General features: G+C 62.8%; 22 protein-coding genes. 8 read left to right on the top strand and 14 right to left on the bottom strand.

Annotated elements, in window-relative coordinates:
• Positions 1-28 precede the first annotated feature (28 nt).
• The 4 genes from AADV58_RS14500 to AADV58_RS14485 are packed head-to-tail and all read right to left on the bottom strand — an operon-like array spanning position 29 to position 3,458.
• Positions 29-520, bottom strand: a complete 492-nt coding sequence (locus AADV58_RS14500; protein WP_028994551.1) for a peptidylprolyl isomerase — start codon at positions 518-520, stop codon at positions 29-31.
• 9 nt (positions 521-529) lie between these two features.
• Entirely contained in the window at positions 530-1,090 is a 561-nt protein-coding gene (locus AADV58_RS14495) for a peptidylprolyl isomerase (RefSeq protein ID WP_341743506.1), read from the bottom strand.
• A 2-nt stretch (positions 1,091-1,092) separates the two neighbouring features.
• The gene (locus AADV58_RS14490) at positions 1,093-2,394 is read right to left on the bottom strand and encodes a L,D-transpeptidase family protein (RefSeq protein WP_028994553.1); all 1,302 of its coding nucleotides are present in this window, start codon (positions 2,392-2,394) and stop codon (positions 1,093-1,095) included.
• On the bottom strand, positions 2,394-3,458 hold the full coding sequence (locus AADV58_RS14485) for a nuclear transport factor 2 family protein (protein ID WP_028994554.1): 1,065 nt from the start codon (positions 3,456-3,458) through the stop codon (positions 2,394-2,396). The genes AADV58_RS14490 and AADV58_RS14485 overlap by 1 nt, the downstream gene beginning before the upstream one ends.
• 104 nt (positions 3,459-3,562) lie before the next feature.
• On the opposite strand from AADV58_RS14485, the gene cysS reads away from it, so the two are divergent.
• Positions 3,563-4,933, top strand: coding sequence for a cysteine--tRNA ligase (gene cysS, locus AADV58_RS14480; RefSeq protein WP_341743505.1), 1,371 nt, complete (start codon positions 3,563-3,565; stop codon positions 4,931-4,933).
• A gap of 65 nt (positions 4,934-4,998) precedes the next feature.
• On the opposite strand, the gene AADV58_RS14475 is transcribed toward cysS, so the two are convergent.
• From AADV58_RS14475 to grpE, 4 genes are all read right to left on the bottom strand, one after another.
• Entirely contained in the window at positions 4,999-6,141 is a 1,143-nt protein-coding gene (locus tag AADV58_RS14475; protein WP_341743504.1) for an ABC transporter substrate-binding protein, read from the bottom strand.
• Between the two features lie 103 nt (positions 6,142-6,244).
• Positions 6,245-7,378 (bottom strand): molecular chaperone DnaJ, encoded by a 1,134-nt coding sequence (dnaJ, locus tag AADV58_RS14470; RefSeq protein ID WP_281983320.1) that lies wholly within the window; start codon positions 7,376-7,378, stop codon positions 6,245-6,247.
• A gap of 97 nt (positions 7,379-7,475) precedes the next feature.
• Complete coding sequence (dnaK, locus tag AADV58_RS14465; RefSeq protein ID WP_341743503.1) at positions 7,476-9,413, bottom strand: molecular chaperone DnaK; 1,938 nt, start codon at positions 9,411-9,413, stop codon at positions 7,476-7,478.
• A gap of 69 nt (positions 9,414-9,482) precedes the next feature.
• On the bottom strand, positions 9,483-10,025 hold the full coding sequence (grpE, locus tag AADV58_RS14460; protein WP_028994559.1) for a nucleotide exchange factor GrpE: 543 nt from the start codon (positions 10,023-10,025) through the stop codon (positions 9,483-9,485).
• A 152-nt stretch (positions 10,026-10,177) separates the two neighbouring features.
• Here grpE and AADV58_RS14455 point away from each other — a divergent pair, with 152 nt between their 5' ends.
• A complete protein-coding gene (locus tag AADV58_RS14455; protein ID WP_043420941.1) occupies positions 10,178-11,527 on the top strand; it encodes a protein kinase domain-containing protein in 1,350 nt (449 codons plus the stop codon).
• Between the two features lie 41 nt (positions 11,528-11,568).
• Here the strand turns inward: AADV58_RS14455 and AADV58_RS14450 are convergent, their stop codons facing one another.
• The 4 genes from AADV58_RS14450 to hrcA are packed head-to-tail and all read right to left on the bottom strand — an operon-like array spanning position 11,569 to position 16,473.
• Positions 11,569-13,188, bottom strand: coding sequence for a methyl-accepting chemotaxis protein (locus tag AADV58_RS14450; RefSeq protein WP_281983313.1), 1,620 nt, complete (start codon positions 13,186-13,188; stop codon positions 11,569-11,571).
• A 39-nt stretch (positions 13,189-13,227) separates the two neighbouring features.
• A complete protein-coding gene (locus AADV58_RS14445; RefSeq protein WP_341743502.1) occupies positions 13,228-14,286 on the bottom strand; it encodes a VCBS repeat-containing protein in 1,059 nt (352 codons plus the stop codon).
• A 55-nt stretch (positions 14,287-14,341) separates the two neighbouring features.
• Positions 14,342-15,445 (bottom strand): ferrochelatase, encoded by a 1,104-nt coding sequence (gene hemH, locus AADV58_RS14440; protein ID WP_028994563.1) that lies wholly within the window; start codon positions 15,443-15,445, stop codon positions 14,342-14,344.
• The gene (gene hrcA, locus AADV58_RS14435) at positions 15,445-16,473 is read right to left on the bottom strand and encodes a heat-inducible transcriptional repressor HrcA (protein WP_028994564.1); all 1,029 of its coding nucleotides are present in this window, start codon (positions 16,471-16,473) and stop codon (positions 15,445-15,447) included. Before hrcA ends, hemH begins: the two co-directional genes overlap by 1 nt.
• A gap of 48 nt (positions 16,474-16,521) precedes the next feature.
• On the opposite strand from hrcA, the gene AADV58_RS14430 reads away from it, so the two are divergent.
• Entirely contained in the window at positions 16,522-17,436 is a 915-nt protein-coding gene (locus AADV58_RS14430) for an NAD kinase (protein WP_081700124.1), read from the top strand.
• Positions 17,437-17,438: 2 nt separating this feature from the next.
• The gene (gene recN / locus AADV58_RS14425; protein WP_028994566.1) at positions 17,439-19,097 is read left to right on the top strand and encodes a DNA repair protein RecN; all 1,659 of its coding nucleotides are present in this window, start codon (positions 17,439-17,441) and stop codon (positions 19,095-19,097) included.
• Here the strand turns inward: recN and AADV58_RS14420 are convergent.
• Positions 19,094-19,693, bottom strand: coding sequence for a TMEM165/GDT1 family protein (locus AADV58_RS14420; RefSeq protein WP_043420943.1), 600 nt, complete (start codon positions 19,691-19,693; stop codon positions 19,094-19,096). The genes recN and AADV58_RS14420 overlap by 4 nt on opposite strands.
• Positions 19,694-19,702: 9 nt before the next feature.
• Positions 19,703-20,158, bottom strand: a complete 456-nt coding sequence (gene fur, locus AADV58_RS14415; protein WP_028994568.1) for a ferric iron uptake transcriptional regulator — start codon at positions 20,156-20,158, stop codon at positions 19,703-19,705.
• A 96-nt stretch (positions 20,159-20,254) separates the two neighbouring features.
• On the opposite strand from fur, the gene AADV58_RS14410 reads away from it, so the two are divergent.
• The 4 genes from AADV58_RS14410 (at position 20,255) to carA (ending at position 25,383) form a co-directional block, all read left to right on the top strand.
• Complete coding sequence (locus AADV58_RS14410; RefSeq protein WP_051295343.1) at positions 20,255-20,737, top strand: outer membrane protein assembly factor BamE; 483 nt, start codon at positions 20,255-20,257, stop codon at positions 20,735-20,737.
• Between the two features lie 3 nt (positions 20,738-20,740).
• The gene (gene dapB, locus AADV58_RS14405) at positions 20,741-21,547 is read left to right on the top strand and encodes a 4-hydroxy-tetrahydrodipicolinate reductase (protein ID WP_028994569.1); all 807 of its coding nucleotides are present in this window, start codon (positions 20,741-20,743) and stop codon (positions 21,545-21,547) included.
• A 5-nt stretch (positions 21,548-21,552) separates the two neighbouring features.
• Positions 21,553-24,108 (top strand): response regulator, encoded by a 2,556-nt coding sequence (locus AADV58_RS14400; RefSeq protein WP_341743501.1) that lies wholly within the window; start codon positions 21,553-21,555, stop codon positions 24,106-24,108.
• A 126-nt stretch (positions 24,109-24,234) separates the two neighbouring features.
• Positions 24,235-25,383 carry a glutamine-hydrolyzing carbamoyl-phosphate synthase small subunit gene (gene carA / locus AADV58_RS14395; RefSeq protein WP_341744556.1) on the top strand — a complete coding sequence of 383 codons (1,149 nt, stop codon included), beginning with the start codon at positions 24,235-24,237 and terminating at the stop codon, positions 25,381-25,383.
• Positions 25,384-25,401: the final 18 nt, after the last annotated feature.

Genomic DNA, 25,401 nt, shown 5'->3' with positions numbered 1-25,401 from the left:
GACAGGTGCAGGTCGGAAATGAAAAGGATCAAACCACTTCCGCTTTTTCGATGATCACGTCTTCCTTCGGCACATCCTGGTGGAAACCCTTGTTGCCGGTGGCGACGGCGCGGATCTTGTCGACCACGTCCATGCCCTCGACAACCTGGCCGAAGACGCAGTAGCCCCAGCCCTGGCCGGACGGTGCCCGGAAGTCGAGGAAGTCGTTATCGACAGTGTTGATGAAGAACTGGGCGGTGGCCGAGTGCGGGTCGTTGGTACGCGCCATGGCGATGCTGCCGCGGACGTTCTTCAGGCCGTTGGCGGCCTCGTTCTCGATCGGGTCGCGGGTTTCCTTCTGGTTCATACCCGGCTCCATGCCGCCGCCCTGGATCATGAAATTCTTGATCACGCGGTGGAAGATGGTGCCGTTGTAGTGGCCGGCCTCGACGTAGGCAATGAAGTTCTCGACGGTCTTCGGTGCCTTTTCAGCGTCGAGTTCGAGGGTGATGACACCGTGATTGGTGGTGAGCTTGATCATGGGGAGTCCTTATTTTTCGGAAATGATTTTGACGTTTTGGATAACGACTGGCGTGCGCGGCACATCGCCGTGCATGCCGACATTGGCGGTCGGCACCTTGGCAATCTTGTCGACCACGTCCATGCCCTCGGTGACCTTGCCGAAGACGGCATAGCCCCAGCCGTCGCGGCTCGGATAATCGAGCGGCAGGTTGTCGTTGTGGTTGATGAAGAATTGGGCGGTCGCCGAATGCGGGTCCATGGTGCGGGCCATGGCGATGGTGCCGCGACGGTTTTTCAGGCCGTTCTTCGCCTCGTTCTCGATAGGCTCGCGGGTCGATTTCTTGTTCATGCTGGCGTCGAAGCCGCCGCCCTGGATCATGAAGCCGGGAATGACGCGGTGGAAGATGGTGCCGTTGTAAAAGCCATCGCGCGCATATTGCAGGAAATTGGCGCTGCTCTTGGGGGCCTTTTCAGCGTCCAGTTCGACGACGATGCGGCCCATGCTGGTTTGCAGTTCCAGCGTCGGGGCGGCCCAGGCGGATGCGCTGGACAGCGTCAGTGCGGTGATGATGCCGATCAGTTTCTTCATGTTCAGGCGGCTCCTTCGTAGATGATTTTCCACTGGCCGCCTTCACGCAGCCAGTACTGGCGTTTTTTCATCCGGTTGTTGAGGTTGTTGCTGCGGTAATCCTGGTCGAAGGTCACGACCACGACCTCTTCCTTGCCCGGATTGCGGAAAACCGACAGGTTTTTCAGTTCCAGCTTGATCCATTCCTTGCCGGCGTTGACTTGCTGCTTCTGTGCGGCAAATTGCGAATAATCCTGACCGCCGGCCTTGAACTCGCGGGAGTAGTGGGACAGGTAGCGCTTGATGTCACGGCTTTCCCAGTCGGCGCGCCAGTTCTCGATGCTGCGGTTCAGTTCGTCGCGTTCCCGCGCCCAGTCGTCGAGCGACAGCCAGTCGACACTGTTGCTGATGATGACCGGCGTCAGCCCGACCTGCAGGTTTTCGCGGATGGCTTCCAGGTCCTGGTTGGTCAGCACCACGCAGCCGTCGGAAGCGAGCGGGGGGCGGGCGAAGGTGTCGGACGGCGTGCCGTGCAGCCAGATGCCGCTGCCGCCACGCCCCTGGCGCCGGTCCCATTCGTTCGGGTAATTGATCGGGAAGGCACCGTTGCCGTAAAGATCAGGCAGTTTTTGCCGCGACAGGTCGGCGGTGACGTGATAGACCCCGATCGGGGTCTTCTTGTCGCCCTCGACGAACTTGTCGGCGCCAAGCTTGCCCTGGGTGACGTAGTAATCGGCAACAAAGCGCGGGCGACCGCTGCTCAGGTCGTTTTCGTAGACGTAGAGGCGCGAGCGCTCGGTATCGACGACCACCGCGTAGCGTTGATCCGGCCGCATCTGCAGCAGGTAGCGCGGAACGTAATCGGCGGGCGGCTTCTCCCGGTAGGCTTGCAGGCGCTTCAAGGCCTCTGCGCGCAAATCATTGACCTGCTCGGCGGGGAGTCCGTTCAGCGCGCCGAAGCCCTGGAGCGGACGCGCCCTGGCCAGCAGGAGGTCACCCTTGATCAGGTGGGCCAGGCGATAGTTGGGGTATTGCTGGAGCAGGGACTCGGTCAACTGCAGCGCGTTGCCCAGATTGCGTCCCTCGATTTCCCGAAAAATCCGGGCCAGCTGCGACTCCGGTCCGGCGTCGCCAAGCGTGGGTGGCAGACCGGTGGGCTCTGAACCCGTGTCGGCGCGCACCGGCCACACCGGCAGTTCGCCGGTTTGGCTGGCGGGAGCGGCCGCAGCAGTATCGGGTTCTTCCTCGCCCTGGAAAAAAAACACCATCGCAACAACGACTGCCAGCCCCAGAAGGGCGGGCAGGACCAGCTTCAACTTCTGCATCAGCGAGCGTTTTCTTCCTTGATCAACCACTTGCCACCGGTACGGACAAAGACCAGGGTCTTGTTGCTGGAGCTATTCAGGCCGGGTGCCTTGTAGTGCTGGCGGAAACGTGCGGTGGCGCGATCGCCGTCAATGGTGATGCGCGGTTCGTCGTAGGTGACGGAGATGTTGCCCGAGCGGTCGCCGATGCGCTGCTGGCGTTCCTCTTCCCAGGCTTTGCGACCGCCCTTGCCCGAGGTGAAATCGCTGGTGTAGGCCGCGAAATAGCCCTTCATGTCCTTGCGCGACCAGGCGCGGGCCCAGGCGGCAATGGCCTTGGCCACATCGTCGCGGGCGCTGTCCTGAACAGGTGCCGGCTGGGCCGGTGCCGGACGCGGTTCGCTAACAACCGGAGCCGGGCTGGAAGCGGCCGGTGTCGTCGCGACGACGGTCGCCGTCGGTGCGGGGGCAGCCGGCTTCGGCTGCGGGGCGATGGCGGCTGCCACCGGCGTCGGTGCCGGGGTGGGGGCCGGCGGACGGACATTGCCCTTGCCGGAGGTGCTGATCAGGTCGCGGATCAAGGCCAGTTTGTTCTGCGTCGTGGCATTGGCGCCGTCGAGTTGCAGGGCCTTGTCGTAGGCCTGGCTGGCCAGCTTGGCGTAAACATCGCCGAGGTTTTCGTAGGCGATGGCATAGGACGGGTGCGTGCGGATCGCCATTTCCAGCGCCGTGCGGGCCTTGTCGTACTGCTTCTGCTGGGCGTAGAGCACGGCCAGATTGTTGTAGGGCTCCGGCAGCTCCGGATAGTCTTCGGACAGCTTGGTGAACACGCCGATGGCGTCGGCCGGGCGGTTCATTTCGGTCAGGATCAGGCCTTTGAGGAAACGTCCCTGGGCGTCCTTGGGGCGGCTGGCCAGGTATTGATCGACCTTTTCCAGTGCCTGGGCATGCTGGCCTTGGCGGATCAGGCGCTGGATATCAGGCAGATTGTCGGCAAAAACCGGGGCGGCAAAGCCGATGGAGAGACCGAATGCCAGGGCGCGAAGTGCCCGGAAGCGAGGCTGGAACAAGGATTTGGTGGTCATCGCCGTGCTATAATTTCCGAGGTTTTCAATCGCCCAATTCTATCAAAGAAGCGCGAGATGCCATAGGTTTGCAAAGGCATCCCTGCACTTCTTTTCATTCCGTCATGCTAAAGATATTCAACTCACTCAAGCGCGAGAAGCAGATTTTCGAACCGATCGAAGCCAACAAGGTTCGCATGTATGTCTGTGGGATGACGGTTTATGACTATTGTCATCTGGGGCATGCGCGGGTGATGGTGGTTTTCGACATGGTTTATCGCTGGCTGAAAGCCTCGGGCTACGACGTCACCTATGTCCGCAACATCACCGATATCGACGACAAGATCATCAAGCGGGCGCTGGAGAACGGCGAAACGATCCAGCAATTGACGGATCGCTTCATTGCCTACATGCACGAGGACGCCGACGCCCTGGGCGTGCTGCGTCCCGATCATGAACCACGGGCGACCGAGTTCGTGCCGCAGATGCAGGAGATTATCCGCGCGCTGGAAAGCAAGGGACTGGCCTACCAGGCCGCCGACGGCGACGTCAATTACGCGGTGCGCAAGTTCCCCGGCTACGGCAAGCTCTCGGGCAAGTCGCTCGACGATCTGCGTGCCGGCGAACGGGTCGAGGTCGATAATGCCAAACAGGACCCGCTCGATTTCGTGCTCTGGAAACATGCCAAGCCGGGCGAGCCGGCCTGGGAATCGCCCTGGGGCGATGGACGGCCGGGTTGGCACATCGAGTGCTCGGCAATGAGTTCGTCGCTGCTCGGCAAACACTTCGACATCCATGGCGGCGGCCAGGACCTGCAATTCCCGCACCACGAGAACGAAATTGCCCAGTCCGAGGGCGCCAACTGCTGCAGCTACGTCAATTACTGGATGCACAACGGTTTCGTGCGGGTCGACAACGAGAAGATGTCCAAATCCCTGGGCAATTTCTTCACCATCCGCACCGTGCTCGAGAATTACGATGCTGAAGTCGTTCGTTTCTTCATCCTGCGTGCGCACTACCGCAGTCCGCTGAACTACTCCGATGCCCATCTCGACGACGCCAAGCGTTCGCTCGACAGCCTCTACTTCACGTTGCGTGACGTGCCGCCCAAGCTGGTCGAGATCGATTGGGCGCAGGCGCATGCCGCTCGCTTCGCCGCTGCGCTGAACGAGGACTTCGATTCGCACGGGGCGATTGCGGTGCTGTTCGAACTGGCCGCCGAGGCCAATCGCCAGAAGTCGGGCGAGTTGTCCGGCTTGCTCAAGGCGCTCGGTGGCGTCATCGGTCTGCTCGAGCGCGAGCCACTGCTCTACCTGCGCGCCGGTCCGGCTGCGGGTGGCCTGGATGAAGCTGCAATCGAGGCGCTGATCGTGCAGCGTGCCGAAGCCAAGAAGGCCCGCGATTTCGCCACTGCCGACCGGGTTCGCGACGAACTCAAGGCCGCCGGCATCGTTCTCGACGACAGTCCGCAGGGAACCACCTGGCGCCGGGCTTGAACTAGCGTCCCGGAAATGAAAACGGCCCGCTGATGCGGGCCGTTTTCATTGGTATTGCGACTGTTTCAGCGCAGGACTTTGCCGCCCGGGCCGATCACGGTCAGTTCGACAAAGCGTGAGCCGTGACGCGCCGTACCCGAATAGTTGACGCGGTAACCGCCGAAATCGGTGCCGTTCATCGACTCGAGGGCCGTGACCAGTTTTTCGCGCGACAGGTCGCGGCCGGCGCGGCGCAGGCCTTCGACCATGGTGCGCGCGGTCAGGTAGGCTTCCAGTCCGTAGTAGGAGTAGTTGCCGCCCTTGGCGCCGAGTTTCTGGTAATCGCGGACGACCGGCACGATGTCGTTCCAGGGGTAGGGAACGACCTGGGAAATGCCGATGCCGCGGGCTTCCGGTCCCAGTTCCTGGACCAGTTGTTCGGTGCCGACCGGCGACAGGGTCATGAACATTGGATTCTGTCCGGCGCGCTTCATGGCCCGGACAAAAGCTGCAGTTGGTTTGTACAGCGTGACCATGACCACTGCCTGCGGATTGCCCTTGGCAATCGACTGGACAGCGGCGTTGACGTTGAGCGAATTGCGCTCGACCGTGCCAATCGCCGAGGGCGTCAGGTTGTGCTTTTTCAGCGCGGCAGTGACACCGTCGAGGCCGGCCTTGCCGAAGCCGTCGTTCTGGTAGAAGACCGCGATGCTGCGCAGGCCGATCGAAACCATCTGATTGACGATGGCTTCGGTTTCATCCGCATAGCTGGCGCGGACGTGGAACATGTAGCGCGAATTCGGATTGGCCGAGATCGGCTGGCGCAGTGTCTCGGCGCCGGAAATGGTGCCGACCAGCGGCACCTTGGCCGGCCCGAAGACCGAATTCATGGCCTCGGTGGTCGGGCTCGATCCATAGAACGAGAGCAGGGCGAAGGCGTTCTTTTCGTTGATCAGGCTGCGCGTGTTGGCAACCGTGCGTTCCGTTTCGTAGCCATCGTCGAGCGCAACCAGTTGCAGCTTGCGGCCATTGATGCCGCCGGATTTGTTCAGTTGCTCGAAATAGGACTGGATGGTCTGCCGCATGTCCTCGCCGTAGGCGCCGTTGGGCCCGGAGAAGGGGGCGGACATGCCGATGGTGATGCTGGTGTCGGTCAGGCCGGGGTCTGCCCAGCAAACCGTGGAAAGCGCCATGGCACAGGCCGCGGCAAATTTCTTGAAAACTCTCATGCTGTCGTTCCTCTCCCTGAAACCTGCTGTGATTCTAGCAGTGGAAAGGCAAAGCAGGACAGTCGCGGCGACACAATGTGCCGCGACTGTCCTGCCGGACTACTTATTCACCGAAGAACTCACGCACCTTGGCCATCCACGACTTGGCCCTGGGGTTGTGCTTGTGGTCGGTGTCCTTGCTGGACTCTTCCAGTTCGCGCAGCAATTCCTTCTGGCGGTCGGTCAGGTTGACCGGCGTTTCGACGACGACATGGCACATCAGGTCGCCATGCGTATGGCTGCGCACGCCCTTGATGCCCTTGCCGCGCAGACGGAAGACCCGCCCGGACTGGGTTTCCGGCGGAATCTTGATGGCAGCGGCGCCGTCCAGTGTCGGAATTTCGATTTCGCCACCGAGCGCAGCGGTAGTGAAGGAGATCGGCATCTCGCAATGCAGGTCGTTGTGGTCGCGTTGAAACACCGGGTGCTGCTTGAGGTGGATCTGTACGTAGAGGTCGCCCGGTGGGCCGCCGTTGACGCCGTGCTCACCTTCGCCGGCGAGCCGGATGCGATCGCCCTCATCCACGCCGGCCGGGATTTTCACCGCCAGCGTCTTGTGCTGCTTGATGCGACCCGCGCCACCACAGTTCTTGCAAGGGTCGGCGATGAAGCGACCGGTGCCGTGGCACTTGTGACAGGTCTGCTGGATCGAGAAGAAGCCTTGTTGCAGGCGCACCTGACCGGAGCCGCCGCAGGTCGGGCAGGTTTTCGGCTGGGTGCCCGGTTTGGCGCCGGAACCGTGGCAGACATCGCACTCCTCCATGGTCGGGATGCGGATCTTGGTCTCGGTACCGTGGGCGGCTTGTTCGAGGGTGATTTCCAGGTTGTAACGCAGGTCGGCGCCGCGATAGATATTCGAACGGCCGCCACCGCCGCCGCCCCGATTGCCGAAAATTTCGTCGAAGATGCCGCCGAAGGCGTCGGAAAAGCCGCCGCCACCGCCGCCGCCGAAACCACCCATGCCCGCCTGAGGGTCAACGCCGGCATGGCCGTACTGGTCGTAGGCGGCGCGCTTCTGGGCGTCCGACAGGATTTCGTAGGCCTCCTTGGCTTCCTTGAATTTTTCCTCGGCCGACGGATTGTCCGGGTTGCGGTCGGGGTGGTACTTCATGGCCAGCTTGCGGTAGGCCTTCTTGATTTCGTCGTCCGCAGCGTCGCGGTTGACGCCGAGAATTTCGTAAAAATCGCGTTTAGACATGACTGGTTCCCGTCAGTTACTGCACAAAGGCCGGATCAAGCGGCGCCGGGGCGTCCGCTTTGATCCGGCCACTTAAAACGGCGCGCAGGCGTCCGTTTTAAGCCTTCTTGTCCTTGTTCACTTCCGTGAATTCGGCATCGACGACATCGCCTTCGACGGTCTTTTCCTTCGGTTGTTCGCCACCGGCAGCGCCGGCGGCGGCGCCTTCGGCTTGCTGCTGGGCGTACATCTTCTCCCCCAGCTTCTGGGCGGCGGCCGACAGGGCTTCGGTCTTGGCAGTGATGACGTCCTTGTCGCCGTCGCGCAACACGTCCTCGACGTCCTTGATCGCGGCTTCGATGGCTTCCTTCTCGGCGGCGTCGAGCTTGTCACCGTATTCGGTCAGCGACTTCTTGACCATGTGCACCATGCCGTCGGCCTGGTTGCGGGCATCGGCCAGTTCGTGCGCCTTCTTGTCCTCTTCGGCGTGCAGCTCGGCGTCCTTGACCATGCGTTGAATTTCTTCTTCGCTGAGGCCGGAGTTGGCCTTGATGGTGATCTTGTTTTCCTTGCCGGTGGCCTTGTCCTTGGCGGTAACGTGCATGATGCCGTTGGCGTCGATGTCGAAGATGACCTCGATCTGCGGCGTGCCGCGCGGGGCCGGCGGGATGCCTTCCAGGTTGAACTGGCCGAGGCTCTTGTTGCCGGAAGCGACTTCGCGTTCGCCCTGGAGGACGTGGATGGTCACCGCGCCCTGGTTGTCATCGGCGGTCGAGAAGACTTGCGAGGCCTTGGTCGGGATCGTCGTGTTCTTCTGGATCAGCTTGGTCATGATGCCGCCCAGGGTTTCGATGCCGAGCGACAGCGGGGTGACGTCGAGCAGCAGCACGTCCTTGACTTCGCCTTGCAGCACGCCGCCCTGGATGGCGGCGCCGACGGCGACGGCTTCATCCGGGTTGACGTCCTTGCGCGGCTCCTTGCCGAACACTTCCTTGACCTTCTCCTGCACCTTCGGCATGCGCGACTGGCCGCCGACCAGGATCACGTCGTCGATGTCGCCAATCTTGCAGCCGGCGTCCTTGAGTGCGGTGATGCACGGGGCGACGGTGCGCTCGATCAGTTCGTCGACCAGCGACTCGAACTTGGCGCGGGTGATCTTCAGTGCCAGGTGCTTCGGGCCGGAGGCGTCGGCGGTGATGTAGGGCAGGTTGACTTCGGTCTGCTGGCTCGAGGACAGCTCGATCTTGGCCTTTTCGGCGGCTTCCTTGAGGCGTTGCAGGGCGAGCACGTCCTTCTTCAGGTCGGTGCCGGATTCCTTCTTGAATTCATCGATGATGTAGTCGATCAGGCGTTGGTCGAAGTCTTCGCCGCCGAGGAAGGTGTCGCCGTTGGTGGCCAGAACTTCAAATTGCTTTTCGCCATCGACGTCGGCGATTTCGATGATCGAGATGTCGAAGGTGCCGCCGCCGAGGTCATAGACGGCAATCTTCTTGTCCTTGCCGGACACCTTGTCCATGCCGAAGGCCAGCGCAGCAGCGGTCGGTTCGTTGATGATGCGCTTGACTTCCAGACCGGCGATGCGGCCGGCGTCCTTGGTGGCCTGGCGCTGGCTGTCGTTGAAATAGGCCGGCACGGTGATGACAGCTTCGGTGACTTCCTCGCCGAGGTAGTCTTCGGCGGTCTTCTTCATCTTGCGCAGCACTTCGGCGGAAACTTGCGGCGGTGCGATCTTCTTGTCGCGGGCTTCGACCCAGGCGTCGCCGTTGTCGGCCTTGGTGATCTTGAACGGCATCAGGGCGATGTCCTTCTGCACTTCCTTTTCTTCGAAGCGGCGCCCGATCAGGCGCTTGACTGCGTACAGCGTGTTCTTCGGGTTGGTCACCGCCTGGCGCTTGGCCGGGGCGCCGACCAGGATCTCGCCGTCTTCGGTGTAACCGATGATCGACGGCGTGGTGCGCGCACCTTCTGCGTTTTCGATGACCTTGGGGGTGCCGCCTTCCATGATGGCGACGCAACTGTTGGTGGTGCCGAGGTCAATACCGATGATCTTGCCCATGATGTTCTTTCCTGAAAGTGAATTACCGATGTTCGTGAAGTGGGGGCGTCGCCCCGGATTTCAAGTGGATTATTTGCCCTTGGCGACCATGACCAGCGCCGGACGCAGCACGCGGTCGGCGATCAGGTAGCCCTTTTGCAGGACGGTGACGACGGTGTTGGCTTCCTGGTCGGAATCGACCATGCCGATCGCCTGGTGCTTGTGCGGGTCGAACTTCTCGCCAGCCGGATTGACCTCGATCAGCGCGTTCTTTTCAAAGGCGGCAACCAGTTGCTTGAGCGTCAGCTCGACGCCGGACTGGAAGCTGTCGACGGTCTGTTCCGGAACCGCCAGCGCGGCTTCCAGGCTGTCCTTGACGGCCAGCAGTTCGCCGGCGAACTTCTCGACGGCGAATTTGTGCGCCTTGCTGATGTCTTCCTGGGCACGGCGGCGGATGTTCTCGCCTTCGGCCTTGGCGCGCAGCCAGGCATCGTGGGTCTCGGCGACCTTGAGTTCGAGGTTGCGAATCTGTTCTTCGATGCTGGGCAGGGTGTCGGTATGCGATTCCTGCGGTGCTGCGTCATTGACTTCGATGTCAGGCTGGTTTTCCTGCGGGGTTTCCGGATTGGACATGCACGTTTCTCCAAAAAGACTGTCGAAACAGTTGGGGGTCCTTCGCTGGTTTTCAAGAGTCTTTCGGGAACTTTTTGATCACACTTGTTTACAGTGCTGCTGCGGCGCCCGTGCTAGCATCCGGGCAGCAGGGCATCCTCAGATTGTCGGCCATGGAAACAATAGGCAAATACCGCGTAATTCGAGAGTTGGGCAAGGGCGCGACCGCCACGGTCTACCTGTGTGACGACCCGGATGAAGACCGTCAGGTGGCCGTCAAGGTCATCCGTTTCGGCCAGGATTGTGCCGCCATGTCGCGGCGCATGCGCAAGCTGTTCCAGAATGAAGGCATGGTCTCGAAGCGGCTAGATCATCCGAACATCGTGCGCGTCTACGATGCCGTGGTCGAGGACGATTTTGCCTATCTGGCGATGGAATACGTCGACGGCTTCAGCCTTGAGCAGCACTGCCGGATCGACAAGCTGCTGCCCATGCACCGGGTCATCGGCATCATCTTCAAGTGCTGCATGGCGCTCGATGCTGCCTATCGGCAGGGCATCATCCATCGCGATATCAAGCCGGCCAACATCATGGTTGCGGCCAACGACGAAGCCAAGATCGCCGATTTCGGCCTGGCCCTGAACATGAACAAGGACATGGACCGCGACTCGACCTTCATCATGGGGGTCGGCTCGCCCGCTTACATGTCGCCCGAGCAGATCAAGGCCTATCCGCTCAATCAGAAGACCGATCTCTACTCGCTGGGCGTGGTGCTGTTCCAGTTGCTCACCGGGCGCTTGCCGTTCCGGGCGAACAACCAGGCGACGCTGGTGTACAAGATCGTCAACACCGATGCCCCGGCGGTCACCTCGCTCAATCCGAACCTGCCCGAAGGACTCAACGCCGTCCTGCGCAAGGCGCTGGAGAAGGACCTCTACAGCCGCTACCGGAACGGAGCGGAAATGGCCAAGGACCTTTCCGCCGTTCGTTACCAGATGCTCGAAGAGGACCAGACCGAGCAGGACAACCGTCGCTTCGAGCAGTTGCGGCGGCTGCAGTTCTTCACCGAGTTCGAGAACATCGAACTGTGGGAAGTGTTGCGGGTTTCCGTGTGGCGGGAAATTGCACCGAACGTTGCGCTGATCCGCGAGGGCAGCAACAACAAACTGTTCGGGATCATCATTTCCGGTTGCGTCGAAATCTCGATCGCCGGCAAGGCCCTGTGCCGGCTGTCAGCCGGCGAACCGGTCGGTGAGGTGGCTTTCCTGCATCCGTCGAGCGATCTGCGCCACGCCACCGTGGTTTCGCTCGAGCCGACGCTGTTCCTCGAAATCAATGCGGCCGCGCTGGCCCTGTCGTCGGAGGAGCTGGTCGAGCGCATGCGTAACGTCTTGCTGGCGAAGATGATCCAGCGCATGCGCGAGGTGAACAAGATTGCCGCCAGTCTTGGGCAGGCGGCGCTTGAGCCGGAGAAAAGCTCTCAGTACGGCAGCGGTTTCAACCTCGAACTGGCGCCCGACTGATCCAGTCCGGCAGGCCGAAGGCGCTGCCGGGGCCCTGACAATCAGACCTTGAAACGGCCAACCAGATTGGCCAGGCCATCGGCCAGACGCTTGAGGTCGTGTGCCGCACCGGCCGTTTGCTCGACGGCGCCGGTATTGCTGCGCGCCATGCCGGCAATGGCTTCGATGCTGGTTTCGACATCGCCGGAGAAGCGCCGTTGCTGCTCGGTGGCGGCAGCGATGGCGTCGAGGCCTTGGCCGACTTCGCTGACCGAGCCGTTGGTCGCCTGCAGGACGCTGGAGACCGAAGCGACGGCGGCCTGGCTGCTTTCCAGGTGGTGGATGCCGGCCTCGATGCTGCGGCGGACGGCAACCGACTGGGCGCTCAGGCTGGCGGTGATGGTGTCGATCTCGCTGGCCGAGCGCGAGGACTTTTCGGCCAGCTTGCGGACTTCATCAGCCACCACGGCGAAGCCGCGGCCCTGTTCGCCGGCGCGGGCGGCCTCGATGGCGGCGTTGAGCGCCAGCAGGTTGGTCTGCTCGGCAATGTCCTTGACCTCGCGGGTCATCATGGTGATGGCTTCGGTGTTGCGCACGAAGTTGTTCACCGAGTCGGCCATTTCCTTGACCGCGCCTTCGACAACGTTCATTTCGCCGAGCAGGGTCTGCAGGTTGCGGCTGCCTTCGTTGGCGCGGGCCAGGCTTTCCTGCGACTGGTGCTGGACATGCTCGGCGCTCTGGGCGATCGACGAGATGCTGGAAACCAGTTGTTCGACGGCAGAGGCTGCGTCGTTGGATTTTTCGTTCTGCTGATGCGAGCTCTGGGAAACCCGGTCGGCGCTGTCGGATAGCGCGGCAACCCGGGCCGAAACCTGAGTCGCGGCATCGCGGACCTGGCTGACCAGTTGCTGGAAGTTGCCCATCATTTCGTTGAATACCTGGGCCGACTGACCGACCTCATCCCGTCCCTTGACCGGCAGGCGACGGGTCAGGTCGCCTTCGCCGCGGGCGATGTCACGCAGGCCGCTGCGCAGGTGGTCGAGCGGTACGGTGACGAAATGGTGGGTCAGGAAGTAGATGATCAGCAGCAGTGCGCCCAGGGCGCCGAGGGCGGCGCCGGCAATCTTCAGGCGGAAGCTGGCGACTTCGGCCTCGACCGAGTCGAGCGAAACCTTCATGCTGACCAGACCGAGGACGGTACCTTCCGGGGCCTGGTGGCAAACGATGCAGTCCTTGCCGAGATAGTTGGGTGAGGCATTGGTCGGGTTGATCACACGCAGGAAGGAGCTGCCGGCTTCATGTTCGACGGCGATGTAAGGCTTGCCTTCGCGCATCACCTTCTGCTCCTGCGCGTCGAGTTCGCGGTTGCTCTTGGTGTCAGGGCCGTACAGCTTGATCACGGCTTCGCTGCGGGCGACGTGCAGGTCCTTGATGATCGACAGCTGCTTGATCTGGTCAAGGAAGACCTCACGCTGATCGACGGTGCCGGTAATCATCATGCCGGTCAGGCCGGCCATGGTCATTTCGTGAATGCTCTGCGAGAAATCCTTGGCCTGGTTGATCGCGGTTTCGCGATTGACGTTGGTCATCCAGACGATGGCTCCGGCCCAGATCAGTGCAAGAACAACCCAGATGGCGGCAGTCAGGCGAACCCAGATTTTCAAGTCGGCAAAGCGCGGCATTTTTATCAACCCTTGTTGTGACGACTTGGTCAGTTTGTCTCAGACGGCCAAGTCTATTTGTTGGATTGTGCCAGCAGCGCCATTCTCATGCAAAAAAATTCCTGAAGTGCGAATTTGTCCAAAAAGCGTATTCGTGTTTCCTTTGAGGTCAAATGGCGTCGCCACGCGCGCCAGCGCGATCGCGCCAACGCCGCTTTCGCTCAAGGATTTCAGCTCGCCTGAACCATTTTTTTCATCGGGCTGCCACAGACTCAGCTTCTGCCAGGCCTCGTCGTTCTCGTCGATCCAGCCGTTGCCGTCGTCGTCGAGCTGTGCCAGTTCGGCAAAGCCGTCACCGGAATTCGGGCCGAACATTTCACTGCCGTTGTTGATCTTGCCGTCGCCATTGCGATCGAAGACCAGGTAGACGCTGCCACTGGCCAGGCGGGAAATCTGCTCTTCCTTGCCATCGCTGTCGAGGTCGAAGGAGAAGCGTTGATCCAGCAGGCTGGCGGCGTTGCCCGAGAAGTTGAGAACCAGGGGATCGACCTTGCGCGCCGCATCGCCCAGGCGCAGGCTGATCGAACTTTCCTCGTGATAGGCGCGCGACATCATCAGGGTGACGTCGAAGCGGATTTCCTTACCGTCGGCGGTCTTGACGGTGCCGCTGGCGGTAAAGCTGGTGGCTTCAAGTTCGGTATAGGATTCGTGATAGTCGTATTCGATGCCGAAACCGGCCGGGGCGTTCGTATTCTGACCACCGGCGTTGCCCGGCGAGGCTGGGACATCGACCGGACGGGAGCGGTCCGCGAGTTCGCGCGCATCGAAGATGCGGGTCGACTTGCCGGTCAGTGCTTCGAGCATCAGGCGCATCAGCAGCATGCGCGGATCTTCGTCGATGCGGTCTTCGATGTCCTGGTCGATGCTGCTCGCCGCTGCGGCCTTGCCGGCCTCGGAGATGACCACTTGCGGGCGGGCCGGCGTCGGATTGTTCGTGCCCCGGCCTTCGAAATCTGGGCGCTGGGGCCCAACCCAGGCGCGCAGCGATTCACTGACCTCGTGACGCTGCATGCTGCTGTGCGATGAGGCCAACTGCAGTTCGGCGCTGGCGATTTTCATGGTGGCCTCCCGGCAATGTGTCTGACACATTGTTAACGGCAGGCGCGCCGGAAAATTAAGATGCTGCTCCGTATTTTCTGGCTTCGCTCAGACTCTTGGCGAGCGCTTGCGGGTCATCCGCTGCCCGGGTCTCCCAGCCAGCCAGATGGCGTTCGGCGAGATCGGCGAGGGCGGCGATCCAGTCTGGTTCCTCGTTGAGCGCCGGGATGTAGTGATATGCCTTGCCGCCGGCGGCAAGGAAGTCTTCGCGGCCTTCCTGGGCGATTTCTTCGAGCGTTTCCAGACAGTCAGCGGAGAAGCCCGGGCAGATCACGTCAACCCGGCGCACGCCGGCCTGGCCCCAGGCATGCAGGGTCGGCGCGGTGTAGGGCTGCAGCCATTCGGCCTTGCCGAAGCGGGACTGGAAGCAGATCTGGTACTGATCGTCGCGCAGGCCGAGGCGTTCGGCGAGCAGGCGGCCGGTCTTGTGGCATTCACAGAAGTAAGGGTCGCCAAGGTCGAGGCTGCGTTTGGGCAGACCGTGGAAGCTCATGAGCAGCCGGTCGCCGTCGGCCAGCGGGCCGACTTGCTGCCAGTGGCGACGAACGCTGGCTTCGAGCGCCGCCAGATAGCCGGCGTCGTCGTGGTAGTTGCGCAGGAAACGCATCTCCGGCTGGTTGCGCGTCTGCAGCAGCCAGCGGGCGGCTTCGTCGACGACGGTGGCGGTGGTGCTGGCGGCGTACTGCGGGTACATCGGCACGATCAGGATGCGCCGGTAGCCGGCGGCTTTCAGGCGATCGAGTACGGCGCCGACCGAGGGCTGGCCGTAACGCATTGCCCAGGCGACGTCGACCCGGTGGCCGCGCTCGCCGAGCAGTCCCTTGAGCAGCTTGGCCTGGCGCTCGGTGTGCACGCGCAGCGGCGAACCTTCGTCGGTCCACACGGTGGCGTACTTGGCGGCGGATTTCTTTGGCCGGATATTTAGGATGATGCCGTTCAGAATCAGCCACCACAGCGCCTTGGGGATTTCGACGACGCGCGGATCAGAGAGAAACTGCTTGAGGTAACGGCGCAAGGCGGGCGCGGTCGGCGCCTCGGGCGTGCCGAGGTTGGCCAGGATGATCGCGGTGCCGGCAGGTGTGCCGTGGCGGTAGGGCGGTTCGGGCTGGAAGCGGGGCATCAGTTGTCGTTTTTGTAGGAGAGGGCTGAAGACAGCAGTCGGGCGGTGATGTCGACGATGGGAATGACCCTTTCGTAGGCCATCCGGGTCGGTCCGATGACGCCGACCGAGCCGACGATCTGGCCGTCGACGCTGTAAGGGGCAGCGATGACACTGCACTCGTCAAGGGTGGCGATGCCGGATTCGCCGCCAATGAAGATCTTGACGCCTTCGGCGCGGTTGGAAATATCGAGTAGCCGCATCAGACTGGAGCGCTGCTCGAAAAGTTCGAACAGTTCGCGCAGGCGCTTCATGTTCGACGACAACTCCTCGACATCGAGCAGGTTCTTTTCGCCGGAAATGACATAGGGTTGAGCGTTTTCCGACAGCGCGGCGTCGCCTGCTTCCAGCGCCAGCGTCATCAGCGGCTTGATGTCCTCGCGCAATTGCTGGATTTCGCCGGCCAGGCGCTGGCGGATCTGCTCGAAATCGAGGCCGGCGAAATTCTGGTTAAGGTAGTTGGCGGCGGTGACTAGCTCAGACGGCGTGTAGGCCTTGTCGCTGCTCAGAATGCGGTTCTGTACGTCGCCGTCGGTGGTGACGATGATCAGCAGGATGCGTTTTTCCGACAGGCTGAGGAATTCGATCTGGCGGATGCGGTTGGCGGCGCGGCGCGGCGCGATGACGACGCCGGCGAAATGGGTCAGGCTGGACAGCAGTTGCGAGGCGTTGGCAATGACCTGGTTTGACGGCAGGCCATGCAGTGCTTCCTGAATTTCGCCGCGTTGGCGGGCCTCCAGCGGTTGCATGGTGAGCAGGCTGTCGACGAACAAGCGGTAGCCGCGCGCCGTCGGCACCCGTCCGGCCGAGGTGTGGGGGCTGGCGACGAAGCCGGCTTCCTCGAGGTCGGCCATGACGTTGCGGATCGTCGCCGGCGACAGGTCGAGGCCGGAAAATTTCGACAAGGCGCGCGAGCCGACCGGTTGCCCGTCGGCAATATAGTGTTCGACCAGGGCCTTGAGCAGGGTGCGCGAGCGATCATCAAGCATGGCGTGGATTCTACCCAAAAGCGGCGGCGGCACGGCAAGCCGTTTTTTATGCAAGAATTCGCACCCATGAACCGCCTGCGCCAACCCCGAACCATCGCCCTCGTCGGCAAGTACCACAGCCCGGAAATCGCCGAATCGCTGCGACGCCTGGCTGAGTACCTGCACGAGCGCGGCGTCTCGGTCTTCGTCGAGCGTGAGACCGCCGAACACATCGGCAAGCTGGTCGATCTGTCGCGCTGGGTCACCTGCGGCTTCAACGACATCGGCGCCCACGCCGACGTTGCCATCGTCCTGGGCGGCGACGGTACCATGCTCAACGCGGCGCGCCGACTGGCCCGCTACTGCGTGCCGCTGGTCGGCGTCAACCAGGGCCGGCTCGGTTTCATGACCGACATCGCCCGCCAGGACATGCTCAGTTGCATGGACGACCTGCTCGACGGCCGTTTCCTGCGCGAGAACCGCATGCTGCTGGCGGCCGAGGTGATCCGCGACGGCAAGGAGCTGGCGACCAACATGGCGCTCAACGATGTCGTCATCGACAAGGGCGCGATCGGCCGCATGATCGAATTCGAACTGTTCATCGACGGCGAGTTCATCTACAACCTGCGCTCCGACGGCCTGATCGTGTCGACGCCGACCGGTTCGACCGCCTATTCGCTGTCGGCCGGCGGCCCCATCCTGCATCCGACGCTGACCGGCATCGCGCTGGTGCCGCTGTGCCCGCACGCGCTGACCAACCGCCCGGTGATCGTCAATGACAACGCCGACATCGAACTGCGCGTCACTCACGCCGACGACCCGCGGGTGCACTTCGACGGTCAGCTGACGCTCGACCTGCAGACCGGCGACAGCGTCCGTCTGCGCCGTTCCGAACACACCATCTGTTTCCTGCATCCACCGGGTTACAGCTACTTCGCCATGCTGCGGCAGAAGCTGCAGTGGAGCGAGCGGCCCAAGGGATAAGCATGCTTCGCCACCTGACTCTGCGCGACTTTGTCATTGTCGACCGCCTCGAACTCGAATTTTCCGCCGGTTTCGGCACGCTGACCGGCGAAACCGGCGCCGGCAAGTCGATCCTGATCGACGCCCTGGCCCTGGCGCTCGGCGAGCGCGGCGACGCCGGCGTCGTCCGCGCCGGCTGCGACAAGGCCGAGATCGCCGCCACCTTCGAGGTTGCCGCCGTGCCCGAAGTCGCCGCCTGGCTCGATGAAAATGGGCTCGACGTCGGCGACGAGCTGCTGCTGCGCCGGGTAGTTGACGCCAACGGCCGCTCGCGCGCCTGGATCAATGGTTCGTCGGCGACCGTCCAGCAGTTGCGCGAAGTCGGCGAATGGCTGGTCGATATTCACGGTCAGCACGCCCATCAGTCACTGCTGCGCGCCGATGCGCAGCGCCAGTTGCTCGACGGTCATGCCGGCCTGGGCGATCTGGCGCGCGAGGTCGGTGGCGCCTGGAAGGCCTGGCGTGATGCCGAGCAGGCCTGGCGGAGCGCGAGCGAAGGGGCGGCAGCGCTACTGCGTGAGCGCGAACAACTGGAATGGCAGGTTGGCGAACTGGCAGCGCTGGCCTTCACCGCCGACGAGTGGGCCGAACTCGACCTTGAGCATCGCCGCCTCGGCCATGCGGCCAGCCTGATCGAGGGCGCCCAGTACGCGCTGGCCGTGCTCGCCGAGGACGACGCCGCCTGCGAGCGCCAGATCGACCGCGTCGCCACCCGGCTGGCCGGGCTGGCCGACTACGATCCGGCGCTGGCCGAGGTTGCCGGACTGCTCGGTTCGGTCCAGGCCGAGTTGTCGGACGCCGTGTCCACGCTGCGCCGCTATGCTGATCGCGCCGATCTCGATCCGTCGCGGCTGGCCGAAGTAGAAGCGCGGATGGACGCAGTCATGACCCAGGCGCGCAAGCACCGGGTGCCGCCGGTCGAGTTGCCGGCGCTGCTCGCCGGCTGGCAGGCGCGGCTGGCCGAACTGTCGGCGGCGGCCGATCTCGAAGGCTTGCAGGCGCGTGTCGATGCGCTGCGCAGTGCCTATCTGGAAGTCGCCGGGCGGCTGTCGGCCGGACGGCGCCAGGCTGCCGACGAGATGGGCGCCCGGGTCAGCGAGATCATGCGCCAGCTGGCGCTGTCCTCAGGCCGTTTCGAGGTGGCGCTGTTGCCGGTCGATGGCGGTGCGGTTTACGGCCTCGAACAGGTTGAATTCAGGATCGGCGGTCTCGCTGGCAACGAGGCCAGGCCGCTGGCCAAGGTCGCTTCCGGCGGCGAGCTGTCGCGCATCAGCCTGGCCATCCAGGTGCTGACTTCGCGCTCGGCCAGCGTGCCGACGTTGATCTTCGACGAGGTCGATGTCGGCATCGGCGGCGGTGTCGCCGAAATCGTCGGTCGTCTGCTGCGCGAACTCGGCCGTGAGCGGCAGGTGTTGTGCGTTACCCACCTGGCGCAGGTGGCGGCGCAGGCCGACTGGCAGTGGCAGGTGAGCAAGGCGGGGCGCGACGGCGTCGTGCTGTCGGCGATCAAGGCACTCGACGACGATGGCCGGGTCCAGGAAATCGCGCGCATGCTGGGCGGCGTCGAGATTACCGATATCACCCTGCAGCACGCCCGTGAGCTGTTGCGCCTGGACGCTTAGGCGAACACCTTGGTGGCGGCGAAAGCGGCCAGTAACAGGAAGAAGACGCCGCTGACACGGTGAATCCAGACCAGCGGCAAGCGGTTGAGCAGGCGGCGGCCGGCGATGATGCCGAGCAGCGAGGTGGTGGCCAGCGCCAGCGTGGCGCCGGTCCAGATGGCGGCGGCGCTGCCGGTGCTGCCCAGGCCGGCGACGGCAATCTGGGTCTTGTCGCCGAATTCGGCCAGAAAGATCAGCAGGAAGGTGGTGGCGAAGATGCCGTGCCCCGGTTTTTCCTCGATTTCCTCGTCCTCATCCTCTTCACGGTAGCGCAGGGCGCTGATCCCGAAAACGGCGAACAGCACGGCGACGGCCAGCGCTACCAGCCAGCCCGGCAACCAGGCGGCAACAGCAGCACCGAATAGCACGGCGAGCAGGTTGAGTACGGCAAAGGCGGCGATGGCGCCGAGCGCGACCGGCAGGCCGCGATGGCGCGAGGCCAGGGTCATGCACACGAGCTGGCTCTTGTCGCCGAATTCGGCCAGGCCGATGACCAGGAAAGTGGTGCCGACCGACGACAGCCAGGCACCGCTGCCCGGCGGAATTGCCTCAATCATCGGTGACTCTTAGTGGTCGGCGGTATCGTCGGCAGGAACCTGGGTACGGTTCGGGCAGGCTTCCTTGGTGCAGTGCGCGTAGAGGTAGAGCGCGTGATCCTGGATCTTGAAGCCGCGTTCCTCGGCAATCATGTTCTGCCGGCGTTCGATTTCCGGATCGTAGAATTCCTCGACCTTGCCGCAGTCGATGCAGACCAGGTGGTCGTGGTGCTTGCCGCGGTTGATTTCAAAAACGGCCTTGCCGGATTCGAAGAAGTGGCGCTCCAGCAGGCCGGCCTGTTCGAACTGGGTGAGCACGCGATAGACAGTGGCCAGGCCGATGTCCATGTTTTCAGCCAGCAACATGCGGTAGACGTCTTCTGCCGTCATGTGACGCATCGTGCCCTTTTCGAACAGCTCAAGAATTTTCAGGCGGGGAAAGGTGGCTTTCAGGCCGATGCTCTTGAGGCTCTGCGGGTCGCTCATCGTGGGGATTCCTGTTCTTTTTGCGAGGCTGGGAGTGTGAGGATTTCGGGTATGATATACCGCTTCACAGTCGATACGAAACTTCCGGAAATCCGCATGCGCCGTTCCCGCTCCCTGTTGCTTGTCGCCGCCTGCGTGCTGCTGACAGCCTGTTCGTACAAGCCGAGTTTCATCAACGAGTACAAGATCGATGTCCAGCAGGGCAATGTGCTGACCCAGGACATGGTGGCCCAGCTGAAACCCGGACAGACCCGGGAGCAGGTGCGCTTCATTCTCGGCTCGCCCCTGATTACCGATATTTTTCACCGCGACCGCTGGGACTACGTCTATCGCTTCCGTGAAGGGCGTAGCGGCCAGGTCCAGTCGCGCAAGTTTTCCGTGTTTTTCGACGCCAACGGACAGCTTGAGCGCGTCGCCGGCGATGTTGAACTGGCCTCGGTCGAAGAGCTGACGATGCCGGTGTCGAAAATGCGCATGGTCGATCTCGGCTCGATCGGCGAGGATGGTGCTGCGGAACCCCTGCCGCCGCCCGAAGAGCCGGGTTTCCTCCGGCGCATGATGAACCGTATTGGATTGTAAGCAATGAGCAAAGCACGTATCGGCATCGTCGGTGCCGGCGGCCGCATGGGCCGCATGTTGATCGAGGCCGTCCTCAAGGATGACTCGGTGGTTCTCGGTGCCGCTTTCGATATCCCGGGTAGCCCGGTGATCGGCGCCAGTGCCGGGGCGCTGGTTGGCATGGACAGCGAAGTCGTGGTCATCAGCGACCTGGTTGCGGGCATGAAGCAGATTGACTGCCTGATCGATTTCACCCGCCCGGAAGGGACGCTGGAGCATCTGGAAATCTGTCGTCAGGCGGGTGTGGCCATGGTCATCGGCACGACCGGCTTCGACGCGGCCGGCAAGGCCACCATCGCCGCCGCCGCCAAGGATGTGCCGGTGGTTTTTGCGCCGAACATGGCGATCGGCGTCAATCTGGTTTTCAAGTTGCTCGATACGGCAGCGCGCATCCTCAATGAAGGTTACGACATCGAAATCGTCGAAGCCCATCACCGGATGAAGGTCGATGCGCCTTCGGGTACGGCGCTACGCATGGGCGAAGTCGTTGCTGCCGCACTGGGTCGCGATCTTGACGATTGCGCGGTGTATGGTCGCGAAGGCGTTACCGGCGAGCGCGATCCGTCGACCATCGGTTTTGCCACGGTACGCGGTGGCGACATCGTCGGCGACCATACGGTCATGTTCTGCGGTCTCGGCGAGCGCGTCGAAGTCACGCACAAGGCCAGTAGCCGCATGCCCTACGCGCTGGGCAGCCTGCGCGCGGCACGCTTCATTTTCGGCCGTCAGAGCGGTCTTTACGACATGCAGGACGTGCTCGGCTTCCGCTGACAGCCATGAAATCCCGACTGCTGCAGCGCCAGATTGAGGAATTGTTCGGGGGTGATGGCGAAGCCACCCTGCGGCAGTTGCTTGAGTCAGCGCGGCAGCAGGGGGGGCAGGTTCTGGCGCAGGCTGTCGAGAAGCTGATCGAGCGGGTCGATGCTTCCTACGTGGCCTATGCCGGTCTGAACAACTGGACCACCGCCCTGTCGGGCGACGCATTGGTGGACTGGAACCTGCGCAGCGGCTCCATCGATGCCGGTCGGCAATGGAAGGAGATGCTGGGTTATCTCCAGGAGGATCTCGATAATTCCATCGTCCAGTGGCAGCGTCTGCTGCACCCCGAGGATCTGCGCAACCTGCAGTCCAGGATTGCCCGCCATGCAAGCAGCCGGGATCGTTGGTTCGAGCTGGAATGTCGCCTCAAGGCCAAGGATGGTGCCTGGCGCTGGTTCATGATCCGTGGCGCAGTCGCCGCCCGTGATGCCGATGGCGAGCCGGTGCGCATGCTGGTCCTGCAACGCGACATCAGCCAGATCAAGGCGGCTGAGTCGGCCCTGATCGCGGCCAAGGAGTCGGCCGAATCGGCCAACAAGGCCCGCGGTGCTTTCCTGGCCAACATGAGTCATGAAATCCGGACGCCGATGAACGGCATCATCGGCATGACCGAACTGGCGCTCGATACCGAACTGGATGCCGAGCAGCGCCATTACCTGAAAACCGTGAAATCGTCGGCGGAATCCCTGCTGACCATCGTTAACGACATTCTCGACTTCTCCAAGATCGAAGCCGGGCGCATGGAAGTCGAGGCAGTTTCCTTCCTGGTGCACGATGTCGTTCTCGAAGCGGTCCGCGTGGTTGCCGTCAATGCGCATCGCAAGGGCCTGGAACTGGTCGTCGACATCCGCCCGGAGGTGCCGGGGCGCATGGTCGGCGACCCGACCCGCCTGCGCCAGGTGATCATCAATCTGGTCGGCAACGCCATCAAGTTTACCGAGGCCGGTGAGGTCGAGGTATCGGTGTCGGTCAGCAAGGCGTCGATCAAGGAAACCGAAATCCTGGTGTCGGTCCGCGATACCGGTATCGGTGTGCCGGCTGACAAGCAGCAGGCGATTTTCGATGCTTTCTCGCAGGCCGACGTGTCCACGACCCGGCGCTACGGCGGCACCGGGCTCGGCCTGGCGATCTGTGCCAAGCTGGTGCAGCTGATGGGCGGGCGCATCTGGCTGGAGAGCGCGGAAGGGCAAGGCTCGACTTTTCATTTCACCGTCGGCTTGCGCGCCGATCCGGCGGCGCCGGTGGTCGGATCGGCGCCTGTTGCTGCCTATCGTGGTCGCCGTGCCCTGATCGTCGAAGATAGCGCGGTTGCTGGTCGCTGCCTGCAGGGCATGCTCGAGAGCATGGGGATGCAGGTTTCGCTGGTGAGCGACCCGGTGCAGGCGGCGGCAGTCATGAACAAGAGTCGGGCCATGGATTTCCCCTTCGACTACCTGTTCGTCGATGCGGCCATGGCCGCCCCGGCCGGCATGGCCATGGTCGAGAACTGGCGCCTTGGCGGCCAGCGCGAACGCATGATGGTGATGCTGACGACTGAGAACCAGCGCCAGGATCTGGCTCGCCTGCGCGAACTCGGCGTGGCGGTGCACCTGGTCAAGCCGGTGGGTGGCGGCGATGTGGAAGTGGCGCTGGGGCTGGCCGAAGTCTCTGGTTCGGCACAGGCGGTCGTCGAACTCGAGCCTTTCGACGTCGATGCGCCGGCGGGGCGGGCGGCGGTACGCAGCCAGCGCGTGCTGCTGGTCGAAGATAATCCGGTCAACCAGGAACTGGCCCTGCGCCTGCTTGAGCGCGAAGGCTATCAAGTCAAGGTGGCGAACAACGGGGCGGAAGCGGTCGACATGTTCGATCAGGGAAGCTTCGACATTATCCTGATGGACATGCAGATGCCGGTCATGGGCGGGATCGAGGCAACCGAGGCCATTCGTTCGCACGAAATGCGCCGGAGCTGGGTGATCTCGCACGAATTGAAGCCGATCTACATCATCGCGATGACGGCCAATGTCATGGAAAGCGATCGCGAGCGCTGCCTGGCGGCGGGGATGAACGATTACGTCGCCAAGCCGCTGCGGCCCGAGGTGCTTTATGCCGCGCTGGAGCGCGCGAGTGGTGACGATCCGCTGCGTGTCTCGGTGATCGGCCCGGTGAGTGTGCGCCCGCACGTGTCGGGGATCAACCTGCAGGCGGCGCTGGATAATCTTGGCGATGTTGACCTGCTGGCAACCATGGCTGAAATGCTGCTGGCCGAGTGGCAGGGGCACCTGGAGCGGTTGAAGCAGGCCATCGAAGCTCAGGACGCCGTCGATGCCCGCATGCATGCCCATACCCTGAAAAGCCTGGTGGCGATGTTCCATGCCGAGGAGGCGCGCAGCCTGTCTGCACGTATCGAAAACGACATGATGGCGGAAGTCATCGACTGGGCTGCTGGCCTGCAATTGTTCGCCTCACTGGCGGCGGAAATGGAACGTATCCGTCCGCATCTGGAAGCTTTTGTCGAGACGCGTGTAATGCCTTGAATTTGCCTGAAAAGGCTCTTTTCGGCTAGAATGGGAAGGTTAAAAAAGCACAAGCGGGGAGGCGCGAGCCTTCCCGCTTGGCACATGAACGAGCAGAAAAATTACAGGAGAGCTGACGTGTCGCTGCTGCCCTCATTCACACCCGCCATCCTCGCCCTCGCCGACGGGACGGTTTTCAAGGGCCAATCCATCGGCGCCGACGGCGTAACCAGCGGTGAAGTGGTGTTCAACACCGCGATGACCGGTTATCAGGAAATCCTGACCGATCCGTCGTATTCGCGCCAGATCGTCACCCTGACCTATCCGCATATCGGCAATACCGGCTGCAATGCCGAGGACTTCGAGTCACGGGCCAATTTTGCTGCCGGTCTGGTGGTCAAGGATCTGCCGCGTCTGGCCTCGAACTGGCGCTGCCAGGACGACCTCGGCACCTACCTGAAGAAGCACGGCATCGTCGCCATCGCCGGTATCGATACGCGCAAGCTGACCCGCATCCTGCGCGAAAAGGGTGCGCAGGCAGGTTGCATCCTCGCCGGTGAAGTCGATGAAGCCAAGGCGCTGGCTGCCGCTCGCGCCTTCCCGGGGCTGGCCGGCATGGATCTGGCCAAGGTCGTCTCGGCGACCGAGCGCTACACCTGGAGCGAGGCCGAATGGACGCTCGACGGCTACCAGCAACGTGGCGAAGCGCGTTTCCACGTCGTTGCCTACGACTTCGGCGTCAAGAGCAACATCCTGCGCATGCTCGCCGAGCGCGGCTGCAAGCTGACGGTTGTCCCGGCCCAGACGCCAGCGGCCGACGTGCTGGCGATGCAGCCGGACGGCGTCTTCCTGTCCAACGGCCCGGGCGATCCGGAACCCTGCGATTACGCGATCGCCGCCATTCGCGAGATCCTCGCCGCCGGCGTGCCGACCTTCGGTATCTGCCTCGGCCACCAGTTGCTGGCGCTGGCCTCCGGCGCCAAGACGCTGAAGATGAAGTTCGGCCACCACGGCGCCAACCACCCGGTCAAGGACATGGATACCGGCCAGGTGCTGATCACCAGCCAGAACCATGGTTTCGCGGTCGATCCGGCGTCGATGCCGGCGAATCTGCGGGTCACCCATGTCTCGCTGTTCGACGGTTCCAACCAGGGGATCGCCCGCACCGACGTGCCGGCCTTCTCCTTCCAGGGGCACCCGGAAGCCAGCCCCGGCCCGCACGACGTGGCCTACCTGTTCGATCGCTTCCTCGACACCATGACGCGCGGCGTGGCTGCGCTCAACAACGCGCAATAAGCGGCACAGAGAGAGATA

Source organism: Azonexus hydrophilus, assembly GCF_038368255.1.
Lineage (GTDB): Bacteria > Pseudomonadota > Gammaproteobacteria > Burkholderiales > Rhodocyclaceae > Azonexus > Azonexus hydrophilus.
Note: the sequence above shows the minus strand (reverse complement) of the source record. Positions and strands in the feature narration are given on the sequence as shown.

Bases quoted from the DNA above. Each gene is read 5' to 3' on its own strand.
- AADV58_RS14500 (WP_028994551.1), bottom strand. From the start codon at position 520: ATGATCAAGCTCACCACCAATCACGGTGTCATCACCCTCGAACTCGAC.
- AADV58_RS14495 (WP_341743506.1), bottom strand. From the start codon at position 1,090: ATGAAGAAACTGATCGGCATCATCACCGCACTGACGCTGTCCAGCGCA.
- AADV58_RS14490 (WP_028994553.1), bottom strand. From the start codon at position 2,394: ATGCAGAAGTTGAAGCTGGTCCTGCCCGCCCTTCTGGGGCTGGCAGTC.
- AADV58_RS14485 (WP_028994554.1), bottom strand. From the start codon at position 3,458: ATGACCACCAAATCCTTGTTCCAGCCTCGCTTCCGGGCACTTCGCGCC.
- cysS (WP_341743505.1), top strand. From the start codon at position 3,563: ATGCTAAAGATATTCAACTCACTCAAGCGCGAGAAGCAGATTTTCGAA.
- AADV58_RS14475 (WP_341743504.1), bottom strand. From the start codon at position 6,141: ATGAGAGTTTTCAAGAAATTTGCCGCGGCCTGTGCCATGGCGCTTTCC.
- dnaJ (WP_281983320.1), bottom strand. From the start codon at position 7,378: ATGTCTAAACGCGATTTTTACGAAATTCTCGGCGTCAACCGCGACGCT.
- dnaK (WP_341743503.1), bottom strand. From the start codon at position 9,413: ATGGGCAAGATCATCGGTATTGACCTCGGCACCACCAACAGTTGCGTC.
- grpE (WP_028994559.1), bottom strand. From the start codon at position 10,025: ATGTCCAATCCGGAAACCCCGCAGGAAAACCAGCCTGACATCGAAGTC.
- AADV58_RS14455 (WP_043420941.1), top strand. From the start codon at position 10,178: ATGGAAACAATAGGCAAATACCGCGTAATTCGAGAGTTGGGCAAGGGC.
- AADV58_RS14450 (WP_281983313.1), bottom strand. From the start codon at position 13,188: ATGCCGCGCTTTGCCGACTTGAAAATCTGGGTTCGCCTGACTGCCGCC.
- AADV58_RS14445 (WP_341743502.1), bottom strand. From the start codon at position 14,286: ATGAAAATCGCCAGCGCCGAACTGCAGTTGGCCTCATCGCACAGCAGC.
- hemH (WP_028994563.1), bottom strand. From the start codon at position 15,445: ATGCCCCGCTTCCAGCCCGAACCGCCCTACCGCCACGGCACACCTGCC.
- hrcA (WP_028994564.1), bottom strand. From the start codon at position 16,473: ATGCTTGATGATCGCTCGCGCACCCTGCTCAAGGCCCTGGTCGAACAC.
- AADV58_RS14430 (WP_081700124.1), top strand. From the start codon at position 16,522: ATGCAAGAATTCGCACCCATGAACCGCCTGCGCCAACCCCGAACCATC.
- recN (WP_028994566.1), top strand. From the start codon at position 17,439: ATGCTTCGCCACCTGACTCTGCGCGACTTTGTCATTGTCGACCGCCTC.
- AADV58_RS14420 (WP_043420943.1), bottom strand. From the start codon at position 19,693: ATGATTGAGGCAATTCCGCCGGGCAGCGGTGCCTGGCTGTCGTCGGTC.
- fur (WP_028994568.1), bottom strand. From the start codon at position 20,158: ATGAGCGACCCGCAGAGCCTCAAGAGCATCGGCCTGAAAGCCACCTTT.
- AADV58_RS14410 (WP_051295343.1), top strand. From the start codon at position 20,255: ATGCGCCGTTCCCGCTCCCTGTTGCTTGTCGCCGCCTGCGTGCTGCTG.
- dapB (WP_028994569.1), top strand. From the start codon at position 20,741: ATGAGCAAAGCACGTATCGGCATCGTCGGTGCCGGCGGCCGCATGGGC.
- AADV58_RS14400 (WP_341743501.1), top strand. From the start codon at position 21,553: ATGAAATCCCGACTGCTGCAGCGCCAGATTGAGGAATTGTTCGGGGGT.